The sequence below is a fragment of the Flavobacterium sp. ASV13 genome, from assembly GCF_000745775.1.
Lineage (GTDB): Bacteria > Bacteroidota > Bacteroidia > Flavobacteriales > Flavobacteriaceae > Flavobacterium.
Genome location: NZ_JQJY01000003.1, coordinates 157,534 through 168,947, shown reverse-complemented (window position 1 = coordinate 168,947; position 11,414 = coordinate 157,534). Strand labels below are relative to the sequence as shown.

Sequence of the window (11,414 nt, the reverse complement as noted above, 5' to 3'; positions counted from 1 at the left end):
GTTTTCAAAATGTAAGTTTTAAATATTAAACTCTACTAATTACATAGACAAAGTTATATTTAATATTGTAAAAACCAAATTAATCTTGATTTTTTTTGAAAAAAGAAATGGATAGAAGTTTTTATTGGTATTTATAGGAAATGAAAACAGTAATTTTTCCGCCACGAATTCACGAATTATTCATATTAATTCGTGAATTCGTGGCGGAAAAAATTAATTAAACAATAAAAACGCGATAATCAAAGTCACAATCACATTGAATAATTGCGCAATTAAAAAAGCGTATAAAGGTTTACGACTATTATTAGCAAGTAAATCTTTAAAATTAGTTTCTAAACCAATACTTGTAAAAGCTAAGGCAAACCAAATTCCCTGCAAATTTTTCAAACTGTCTTTTACTGAATCTCGAGTTTCGGAACTAATGAAAAAAGAAAATAGGAGAGAAGCCAGAATAAAGCCAATTACAAACTTTGGAAAACGTTCCCAAATCACACTCAAAGTGGGTTTTGATTCTACAGCTTCCGCCGATTTATTGTTCGTGTAAGTCCAATAAACGGATATTGCAAAAGCCGCTAATCCTAATAATACATTTTGAGAAAATTTTACAATCGTACTAATTTTTAAAGCAGTTTCGCCCACCAAACTTCCTGAAGCTACAACCGCTCCGGAAGTATCAATACTTCCGCCAAGCCATGCGCCGGTAACTTCTTCAGGGAAATTAAAATATTTAGCAATTATAGGCATGAAAATCATCATTGGAATGGCTGTTACCAAAACAATTGAAATAACATAAGACAGCTTTTTAGAATCGCCTTTAATAGCACCCGAAGTTGCAATTGCTGCAGAAACACCGCAAATGGATACGGCACTCGAAATCATCATGGTCAATTCTTCGTCAACTTTTAATTTTCGGCAAAGCCAAAAGGCAAAATACCAGACAGACAAAACAACAACCAAAGCCTGAATTAATCCTAATGAACCCGCCTTTAAAATATCAGAAAAAATCACACTTGTTCCTAATAAAACCAATCCGATTTTGACAAAAACTTCTGTAGAAAGTGCCGAACGGAACCATTCTGGAAGTTTGATGAAATTTCCAATCAATAAACCAATTATCAAACTGAAAATCACGGCTTCTAAATTGAGTGCTTTTATTTCCGTATTTCCTGCAATAATTAATGCTAAAACCGTTAAAAAATAAACGATTGGAAAAACAATTAAAGAATATTTAATCGATTTCCCGATTAAAAAAGTGCCGAGAGTTCCAATTACAATTAGATATAAAAATTGCAATCCGAGGATTTTTAAATTTTCAAAATTAAAAACATCTGTGAGTAAATCTGTACCGTTTGACCACTTGAAAACCGGAACTTCAGGAAGAAAAATAAAAAGAGAAATTACGATAATTAGAAATCCTAGAATTACTACGGTCCAGTCTTCGTGAATGTTGAATTGTTTTGTTTGAGATGACATTTGTTTTTGATTTCCTGCAAGGTTTTTAAAACCTTATAGGTATTAATTATTTAAAAAAGTAGAAAATGAGACCTACAAGGTTTTGAAAACCTTGCAGGACTTCGATCAAGATTACAAATCCACAAAGTATTTTTGTTTTCCAAAATCGAATTCATAATAAGTCAAATTAGGCCAAAGTGGCTTAATCAATCCTTTTTCCCAATTTTGCAAAGCGGTTTTCAGTTCTTTTACTTTTTCAGGATTTTTTGCCGCTAAATCTGTTGTTTCAGACTTGTCTTTTGCTAAATCATAAAGCCAGGTTTCGTGTGTTTTACCGCTTACGATTAATTTCCAGTTACCGCTTCTAATTGCTTTTGCATCGCCGGAACGCCAGAATAAATCTTTATGAGCTTCTTTATTATTGTTGACCACATCAATTAAATCAACGCCATCATAAACTCGGTCTTTTGGCAAGCCAGAACCCGTAACAGAAGCAATCGTGCTAAAAATATCAAGAGAGCTTACAGGCGTTTTATAAACGGTATTCGGTTTTATTTTTCCTTTCCACGAAAGTGCAAACGGAACATTTATACCGCCTTCAAAATGCGAAAATTTACCGCCTTTTAAAGGTGCATTTGTGGTTGCAAAAGTATAATCGGCGCCACCATTGTCGCTGGCAAAAATGATCAAAGTATTTTCTTCTAAACCTTCTTTTTTGACTTTAGCTCGGATTCTTCCAATGGCATCATCAAGCGCGCTGATCATAGCATAGTACACACGTTTGTTTTCATCTTTTACATTCGGAAAACGGTCGTAATATTTTTTACGAACCTGAAATGGTGTGTGCGGCGCATTAAACGGAACGTAAAGCAAAAACGGTTTGTTTTTATTCTTGTCAATAAAAGCTTCTGCTTCATCAGCAAAAGTTTCAGTTAAATACGCTTTATCATGAATAATGGTAGTATCGCGACGAATTTGCCCAATTCCGACACGGCCATTTCCCCAAATCATTTTATCGGTAAAATCTTTATGATGATGATTGATAATATCCGGATTATCATCTTCTGGCGTGTAAAGCGAAAATGCCTGATAAAAGCCATAATGATAATCGAAACCTCTGTCTAAAGGAAAAAATCCTTTGTTGTGACCCAAATGCCATTTCCCGATAATTGCGGTGCTGTAACCTTGCTTTTTGGCTAAATCGGCAAAAGTAATTTCAGATTGTGGCAAACCTTGTGTGGCTATCGACGCTTCATTTGGATAATTAATTTTTGCATTTAATCTCCAATTATTGGTATTGATTAAATATTTGAAAGCATAATATTCCAAGTTATTTTTTGGATAACGATCACCCGGCTGATATTCATGTCCAAAACGTTCTTGATAACGTCCTGTAAGTAACCCCGCGCGCGATGGCGAACAAATAGATGCTGATACGTAACCATCTGTAAAAGTAACTCCCGAAGCGGCCAAAGAATCAATTTGAGGCGTTGGCGCTGCTTTTCCTCCGTATAACGAAATATCATATTTGCCTAAATCATCGGCAAGGAGAATAATAATATTGGTTTTTTTTACTGAAGTCGAAGTATCTTTTTGTGCTAAGAATGTAGCTTTTCCTTCGACTAATTTTTCATCTGGTTTTATTAAAGTTCCGTCTGTGTTTATTGGCCAGAAAAGGAATACTGCTAATAAAAAGAGTATGATTAAAATGGGTATAACAATCTTTTTTATTTTTTTATAGTTTGCCATGTTTTGGTAAGTTGGTTTTAGACAAAGGTTTTATTGTAGAGACGCACAGCAGTGCGTCTTTCTCATTTTGTGCACGTATTATTTGTCATTTCGAGGAACGAGAAATCACACACGAAACTCTACACAGATAGTCGCCATTCTTTGTCGAATTACTAGTGTGATTTGCTTCGCCTGTTCGCTATCGCTCGGGTCTCGTTCCTCGAAATGACAAAAATGCGGTTAAATCTTCTTGTGAAAATTAAATTATCATTTAGAGGCCAAAGCCACATCAACATCATTTTTCAAATTTTCAAAACCTTCTTTTTTAAGAATGATTTTTCCATTTTGATAAACAATTAAAGTTGGGAAAACTTTAATTGTTTTCAAATCGGCAATGACTTGTGTGTTGTCTTCCAGATCAATTTCGACTACTTTTAGTTTGGTTCCGTATTGTGCTTTTATAGTTTCTAAAACAGGTTTTACTTTTTTACACGCACCGCAATAAACGGAACCAATATCAACTAAAACCGTTTTATTATCAGCAATAATTTTGTTGTATTCGGTTAAGGTCAATTTGCTTTTAGAATTGGCAAAAAATGGTTTTCCGCTTCCAATCCAGTTCGCGATTCCGCCTTCCAGACTGTAAGCTTCTTTAAAACCTTTTTTAAGTAAATCGTCTGCCAGCCAAACGCTTCTTCCTGCGCCGATAGAATAAGTAAAAACAGGTTTTGATTTATCTAATTTAGCAATTTTTTCAGCATAATCTTTTGATTCCAAATTGAAATTTACAGCACCCAGAATATGATTTAATGCAAATTCTTCAGCTCCTCTGGCATCAATTATCTGCGGATTTTTTTCCGCTTGAATTTTGTTGTAAAAAACATCTAATGAAACGGTGTTTGAGCTTTTAGTTTGTGAAAAACCAATGATTGTAAAAAGCAATATAAATGTTGAAATGCTATTTCTAAATATTTTATTTTTCATGATTTTTAGTTTAAGGAGTTACAATATTCCAATACGGATTTGCCGGTTCAAAAACACTAGCTAATTCTCTGAATTTAAACGGATTACCTTCAAAAATCACACCTTCAGAAGTTAAAATTGTTCTGGCACTTTCCGGATTGGTCAATAATTCTACAAATTTGGCTTTTGAAATCGCCAGAGTAAATTCGGCTTTATCATCAACACGTGTTTGACTTTGATGCAAAACGCCATTTTTAAGATAAACCAGAATATTTTTGTTTAGTTCAGGAAAAACAAAACGCAACGAAATTTCTTTTCCAGCCGCTTTATTTCCGTCAACCGTAACCGATAAATAATCGAAAATAGCTTCGGGAGTTAAATTGGCTAAAAATCCGGCAGCGCGATTCACAGGATTTTTGGGAACAATTACGCCTTCGCGGAGTTCTTTTGCGCCAGATAAATACAAATCTCTCCAAATTCCTGATTCGCTTTGATACGCAATTTGCTCAAAAGTATCAGCTTGTAAATTTTTTGCTGTAGTATTTTCTGGATTTGCAAATATGACATGTTTTAAAACTTCGGCAACCCAGCGGTATTCGCCTTTTTGAAAGCTTTCATTGGCTTTTTTCAATGCCGTTTCTTCACCGCCAAACCATTCTACATATTTTTTAGCTGCTTCAACTTGAGGAAGTTTATCGTATTCAGCAGGATTTCCGTCCCACCAGCCTAGATAAAATTGATAAGTTGCTTTTGCATTGTGTTTTACCGTTCCGTAAAAGTCACGATTGTACCATTCTTTTGCTAATTCGGCTGGAAGTTTTATTTCTTCGGCAATCTCATCTTTGTTCAAACCTTTATTGGCCAAATGAACCGTTTGATCGTGCACATATTTGTATAAATCTCTCTGTTTTTCTAGAAAAGTAATTCCTTTATCATGTCCATAAACCGGCCAAGTGTGCGACGGAACAATAATCTCAGTTTTTGCTCCAAATAAATCGATGGATTCGTCAAGATATCCCGCCCAAGCCTTGGCATCTCTGGTTTTGGCACCTCGAGGCGTTAAAACATTATGATAGGTATGACTTGCAATTTCGGCAGAGAAAAATACTTTTTTAGAAGGAGCAAAGAGAGTTAATTCGGCTGGAGCTTCAGAATTCGGCGTAAGCTGAAAAATCAAATCCAAGCCATCAATAGTAACGGTTTGTCCGGTTTTTTCAATTTCGAAATTTGGAGGTAAAAGCGATGAACTTCCTCCGCCAAGAAATGGTTTTCCTAAACCAACATCCACTTGACCAGTCGCATTTCTTTCTAAACTTAATCCGAATTGATATCCCGCTCTTCTTCGCATAACATTTCCGAGAAGTACATTTTCGCTTACAGCTTCTTCATAAAAGCCTTTTGGTGTAATGAATTTTACTTTTCCGGATTTTATGTCTTCGGCCGAAACCAAACCTTGCAGTCCGCCATAATGATCGCCGTGACTGTGCGTAACAATTACGGCCAAAATAGGCTTGTCGGCAACATGTTTTTTGACAAATTCATACGCTTTCGCGGAAGCTTCTTCAATCGTTAATGCATCAATTACGACGTAGCCATTTTTAGTTTCTATGAAAGAAATATTGGCAGCATCAAAAGAACGAACCTGATAAACACCATCTGTAATTTTGAACAATCCGTTGATGTTATTCAATTGCGCCTGACGCCATAGAGCAGGATTTACCGTTGCCGGAGCTTTTCCTTTTATGAAATCAAAATCGGTTAGATTTACGGCTACATTTCCTGATTTTGAAAGAATTTTTCCGTCTGGTAAAGTGGCGATGAAACCTCTTTTTGCATCAGTAAAATCGGCAGTATCATCAAAATTTAATTTTGAATATACTGCCTCATTTGACTTTTGGGTAAAAGTTGATGCCTGTTTTGGAGCTTGCGCGTTTGCAACAAATGTAAATCCAATTAGTAAAGCACTTATTTTATTTTTCTTCATAATTAATTTAAAAGATTACGCCTGCTCTAATACTGGACTTTGTTCAGTAGTTTCTACTACCGGTTTTGCTTTTAACGGAAGTGATAATACGCCATCAGCAAGCGGACTTCCTTCTTTTTTGGATTTGAATATTGGCCATAAAAATTGTGCGTACCATTCTTCTTGTTTATATGATTTTGTCCCGTATGACTCTGGGAATTTACGTGTGATTAAACCTGTTCCGAAAATTACATCCCAAATGAAAAACATGTTTCCGAAGTTTCCTTTAAAATGTCCAACACCATCTCCGCTTGTATCTGCGTGATGCGCATGGTGCGTAGCCGGAGTCGAAATCAATCTTTCTAAAACCCATGCAATTGGATGTAAAACTCTGTATTTGTAAAATGGTTTGTCCCAAGCAATACTTGAGTGTGCGCCAAGAGTGATGAAACTTTTAATAACCAAAACGAATAAAGCCGGTAAACCCAAACCTAAATATGTTAAAGTTGCAGTCAAATAAATTTGCGAAAAGAAAACCGTGTAAATAAAGTTTTGTCTAGAAGCCATCGCCATTCCCATATAAGGAGCAGAGTGATGTGTTCTGTGGAAACGCCATAAAAACGGAACTTGATGGTGCAGTCTGTGGTACCAATATTGTGTCAAATCATCAGCAATTGCGATTAGAAAAAATCCTCCCCAGAAAGGAACCCACGAAAGTGTGTTAGCTAAATCCGGAATTAGATATGGTAAAGCAGTCAAGCTGAAAAAAGCAATTACTGGAGGCAAAAGCAATTTTGGTGCTAAGAAACAAATAATATCAACTTTGCGTTCTTGGCCTGTCCATTCGTCATCGTATAACCCTGCTGTAAATTCGATTACGCCTAAAACCAGCATAAAAACGGTTAATCCCCAAGTTCTGATATGCTCAAAAGCGGGCTTTGAAAATTCTAAAAAAGCGGGTAATGAAATGTGCGATTCGCTTACTAAATTATTGCTTAATTTGAAATAAAGGAAAATTGCCACTACCGGCAAAGAATAAATAAAAAGACTTATTAGTAAATCTCTTGTTAGTTTTTCTCTTTGTACTATTGCCATGATTTCTTATTTTAAAAATTGATTAATTAATGCTAAACCTCCCGCCAATATGACTAGCGGAACTAAAAAAACAATCGCGCCCACGATGATTTTTTTTCCTATAATTTCATAGTCTACTCGTTTCATGATTTCTTATTTTTTTATTGTGTATTGGTGAAAATCAAAAAGTTATAAAGTGTAAATTTAAATTAAAAACTTTTAATTCTATAGAATTAGTAGTGTTTTAATTGTTTCTTTTTTATTATTTATTGTGATTTTAGTGAATTCTAAATCAAAATGTGTTTTTGTGTTTTATAGTGAAACCTACAAGGTTTTAGAAACCTTGCAGGTTTTGAAAATCACTATCTTAATGGCTACCCCCAGCAGTTGTTGTGCCTTCTCCTGGTTTTGTAACTTGTTTAATTAAATCCTGAAGACTTTTGCCTTTATCAGGACCCGTATTATGTATTTTTCTTGTGATTACATCCTGCCAGTCAATTAACGGATAAACGTTGTTTTCTTTAGCTTGCTCGTCAAACAATTTTTTAAGCTCAGCTAATTTTTCAGGATATTTTGCTGCTAAATTGTTACGCTCGTTGAAATCTTCGTTTAAGTTGTATAATTCCCAAACATCAGTATCAAAATTGCTTGGTGCAGGTGCTTGATTACCGGCAGTTTTTGCTGAAGTAAACGGATTCGCATGCGCTGCGCCGGCTTTCCAACCATCTTTATAAATAGCTCTATTTCCAAAAATGTAATAGTATTGCACTTTGTGTAATGATTCGGCTTTAGCGTTATCTAAAGAAGCATATAAAGAAGAACCTTGAATTTTGTCCTGTTTAATGCCTTTAATGTATTCAGGAGCTTTAACTCCTACAATGTCTAAAGTTGTTGGAAGCAAATCGGTTACGTGGCTGTATTGATTTCTGATACCGCCTTTGTCTTTAATTCCGTTAGGATAAAAAACAATCAGTGGATTATGAGTTCCACCTTCAGACTGTGCATCTTGTTTCCAGTTTTTGAACGGAACATTTGTAGCCTGAGCCCATCCTAAAGGGTAGTTTGTGTTAAGACCTTTTGCTGTACCAATTTCGTCGATATTCGCTAAGTTGGTCTTTAAATTTTGTTCGTCAGTTACGCCTTGAGCAAATAAACTTTGGTTGATTGTTCCTTCAGTTGTTCCTTCTTTACTTGCTCCGTTATCGCCAATGGCAACAAAAATTACAGTGTTGTCAAGTTGATTCGTTTCTTTCAAATAATTTACAACTCTTCCCACTTCATAATCTGTATATGTCAGGAATCCAGCGTAAACTTCCATGAATCTTGTATAAACTTTCTTTTGATCTGGCGTTAATTTTTTCCAATCTGTAATTAATGGATTGCGTTCCGGTAATACTGCATTAGCCGGAATTACGCCCAATTTCTTTTGGTTCGCAATAACTTCTTCGCGGTAAGCATCCCAGCCTTTGTCAAATTTTCCTTTGTAAGGATCGCTCCATTTTGTAGCAACTTGATGAGGTGCGTGTGCTGCTCCCGGTGCATAATACAAGAAGAATGGTTTTCCCGGAGCTGCTTTTTGTTGTTTCTGAATATAGCTTATTGCTTTATCTGTAATTAATTCACTTAAGTGACGTCCGTCAGGCGTAACGTGTACTTGATCTTCAACTAGATCTGGATTGTATTGATCGGTTTGAGAACCTAAGAATCCGAAGAAATGATCGAAACCTTTTCCGGTTGGCCATCTGTCGAAAGGTCCTGCATCTGTAGCATCTTCATCTGGAGTTACGCCGTATTTTCCAACAGCAAAAGTGTTGTATCCGTTTTCACGTAAAATTTCAGCAATTGTTCCTTTATCAGAAGGAATTCTTCCGTCCCAACCAGGGAAACCAGCAGATAAAATCGTGTGTGAAAATCCGCTAACATGCACTCTTCCAGAATTTCTTCCAGTCAATAAAGCCGCACGAGTTGGCGCACAAATCGCCGTTGTATGAAAGTTGGTATAACGTAGACCATTATTAGCCAACTGATCAAAAGTTGGCGTACTGATTAAACCTCCAAAAGCACTTGAAGCTCCAAATCCTACGTCATCTAATAAAATCCAAATTACGTTTGGTGCACCTTTAGGGGCTTTTACTGGCTCTGGCCAATATTCTTTAGAATCGGCTAAAGTTTTCCCGATAACACCTTTAAATTCTTCTGGTTTATCTTGTGCTACTCCTAATTGTGCAACCAGGAGCGCTGTAATCAAAAGCCCTTTTTTAGGACTTTTGATTAAACTGTTGTATTTAAAATTTTTCATAGTTTTATTTTTTACTTGTTTGCTTTGGTCAATAGTTCTTGGGCTGATTTTCCTTCTGTACCTGGTGTCTGGTGTATTTTTCTCTGATAAACATCCGACCAATCTATTAAAGGATATAAGTTGTTTTTCTTGGCTTGTTGATCAAATAGTTTTTTTAATTCAGCGAGTTTTTCAGGATATTTTTTAGCCAAATCTTTTTGTTCATTAAAATCTTCGTTGATGTTGTACAATTCCCAAACATCTTTGTCAAAATCAGCTTTTAATAAACCTGCTTTTTTTGGATCGCTTAAAGCTTCTTTAGCTTCAATTGAATTTGGATGATGCGCGGCCGCCGCTTTCCAACCATCGCTGTAAATCGCTCTGGCTCCAAAAATGTAATAATGCTGTACTTTATGATTTGAAATTGCTTTTGCGTCATTCAAAGAATTGTAGAAAGAATATCCCTGAATAGTATCTTGCTTAATTTCTCTGATCGATTCAGGCGCTTTAACTCCTAAAATATCTAACGTTGTTGGCAAAATGTCAATTACGTGGCTGTATTGTGTTCTGATTCCTGGCGTTTTAATTCCTTTTGGATAATAAACAATCAGCGGATTGTGAGTACCGCCTTCAGAGTTGGCATCTTGTTTCCAGTCTTTAAAAGGAACATTTGTTGCCTGTGCCCAGCCTAAAGGATAATTGGTGTACGTTTCAGGTGTTCCAATTTCGCCAATTCGCTTTAAATTATTTTGAAAAACCGTTTCGTCTGTTTCGCCAACAACATACGTTTGTCTGTTGACAGCACCTTGCAATGTTCCTTCTTTGCTTGCTCCGTTATCCCCAATTAAAACAAAGACAACCGTATTTTCTAATTGATTAATTTCTTTCAAATAATTAACCAATCTTCCAATTTCATAATCCGTATAAGTAAGATATCCGGCGTATACTTCCATAAATTTGGAATACACTTTCTTTTGATCCGGTGTTAATTTTTTCCAGTCTGCAATAAGCGGATTACGTTCCGGCAAAACAGCATTCGAAGGAATAACGCCTAATTTTTTCTGATTGGCAATGGTTTTTTCGCGGTAAGCGTCCCAGCCATCGTCAAATTTTCCTTTATACGGATCGCTCCATTTTTGAGCAACCTGATGAGGTGCATGAACCGCTGCCGGAGAATAATATAAAAAGAAAGGTTTTCCCGGTGCTGCTTTTTGTTGTCTGGCAATATAACTGATTGCTTTATCTGTAATTTGTTCGCTCAGGTGACGTCCGTCAGGAGTAACGTGCGCTTGATCTTCGATTAAATCGGGTTTATATTGATCGGTTGCTGAACCTAAGAATCCGAAGAAATGCTCAAATCCTTTTCCAGTCGGCCAGCGGTCAAAAGGTCCGGCATCTGTAGCGTCTTCGTCTTGAGTAATTCCATATTTACCTACGCCAAAAGTGTTGTATCCTTTATCACGTAAAATCTCGGCAACAGTTCCGTTTTTTGAAGGCAATCTTCCGTCCCAGCCTGGAAATCCTGCAGACATAATCGTGTGCGAAAATCCGCCAACATGAACTTTATGAGAATTGCTACCTGTTAATAAAGCCGAACGAGTAGGAGCACAGATCGCTGTTGTATGAAAATTGGTATATCGTAATCCGTTGTTAGCAAGACTTTCTAAAACCGGAGTTTGGATTAAGCCTCCAAAAGCACTTGAAGCTCCATATCCTACATCATCCAAAATAATCCAAACAACATTTGGAGCGCCTTTTGGAGCCGTAACAGGTTCTGGCCAATATTCTTTAGAATCGGCTAAGGTTTTTCCGATTACACCTTTAAATTCATCTGGTTTAGTTTGTGCAAAACCAAATTGTGCAAGTAAAACTGCAGTAATTAAAAGCCCTTTTTTAGGACTTTTGATTGAAATGCTATTTTTATAATCTTTCATAATTTATGGTTTAATAGTGGTT

The 11,414-nt window shown here is 36.1% G+C and carries 7 protein-coding genes; all 7 read right to left on the bottom strand.

Annotated elements, in window-relative coordinates; genetic code table 11:
* Positions 1-213 precede the first annotated feature (213 nt).
* Positions 214-1,473 (bottom strand): YeiH family protein, encoded by a 1,260-nt coding sequence (locus GQ47_RS07990; protein ID WP_035647071.1) that lies wholly within the window; start codon positions 1,471-1,473, stop codon positions 214-216.
* Positions 1,474-1,584: 111 nt separating this feature from the next.
* Positions 1,585-3,201 carry a sulfatase-like hydrolase/transferase gene (locus GQ47_RS07985; protein ID WP_035647069.1) on the bottom strand — a complete coding sequence of 539 codons (1,617 nt, stop codon included), beginning with the start codon at positions 3,199-3,201 and terminating at the stop codon, positions 1,585-1,587.
* Positions 3,202-3,447: 246 nt separating this feature from the next.
* Entirely contained in the window at positions 3,448-4,164 is a 717-nt protein-coding gene (locus GQ47_RS07980; RefSeq protein WP_035647067.1) for a thioredoxin domain-containing protein, read from the bottom strand.
* Between the two features lie 10 nt (positions 4,165-4,174).
* Positions 4,175-6,127 (bottom strand): alkyl/aryl-sulfatase, encoded by a 1,953-nt coding sequence (locus tag GQ47_RS07975; protein WP_035647066.1) that lies wholly within the window; start codon positions 6,125-6,127, stop codon positions 4,175-4,177.
* A 15-nt stretch (positions 6,128-6,142) separates the two neighbouring features.
* Complete coding sequence (locus GQ47_RS07970; RefSeq protein WP_035647064.1) at positions 6,143-7,201, bottom strand: sterol desaturase family protein; 1,059 nt, start codon at positions 7,199-7,201, stop codon at positions 6,143-6,145.
* 346 nt (positions 7,202-7,547) lie between these two features.
* Positions 7,548-9,479, bottom strand: a complete 1,932-nt coding sequence (locus GQ47_RS07965) for an arylsulfatase (protein WP_035647063.1) — start codon at positions 9,477-9,479, stop codon at positions 7,548-7,550.
* Between the two features lie 11 nt (positions 9,480-9,490).
* On the bottom strand, positions 9,491-11,392 hold the full coding sequence (locus tag GQ47_RS07960; RefSeq protein ID WP_035647061.1) for an arylsulfatase: 1,902 nt from the start codon (positions 11,390-11,392) through the stop codon (positions 9,491-9,493).
* Positions 11,393-11,414 lie beyond the last annotated feature (22 nt).

What these genes read in the sequence shown, in the direction of transcription:
- GQ47_RS07990 (WP_035647071.1), bottom strand. Translation starts at nt 1,473, where the DNA reads ATGTCATCTCAAACAAAACAATTCAACATTCACGAAGACTGGACCGTA.
- GQ47_RS07985 (WP_035647069.1), bottom strand. Translation starts at nt 3,201, where the DNA reads ATGGCAAACTATAAAAAAATAAAAAAGATTGTTATACCCATTTTAATC.
- GQ47_RS07980 (WP_035647067.1), bottom strand. Translation starts at nt 4,164, where the DNA reads ATGAAAAATAAAATATTTAGAAATAGCATTTCAACATTTATATTGCTT.
- GQ47_RS07975 (WP_035647066.1), bottom strand. Translation starts at nt 6,127, where the DNA reads ATGAAGAAAAATAAAATAAGTGCTTTACTAATTGGATTTACATTTGTT.
- GQ47_RS07970 (WP_035647064.1), bottom strand. Translation starts at nt 7,201, where the DNA reads ATGGCAATAGTACAAAGAGAAAAACTAACAAGAGATTTACTAATAAGT.
- GQ47_RS07965 (WP_035647063.1), bottom strand. Translation starts at nt 9,479, where the DNA reads ATGAAAAATTTTAAATACAACAGTTTAATCAAAAGTCCTAAAAAAGGG.
- GQ47_RS07960 (WP_035647061.1), bottom strand. Translation starts at nt 11,392, where the DNA reads ATGAAAGATTATAAAAATAGCATTTCAATCAAAAGTCCTAAAAAAGGG.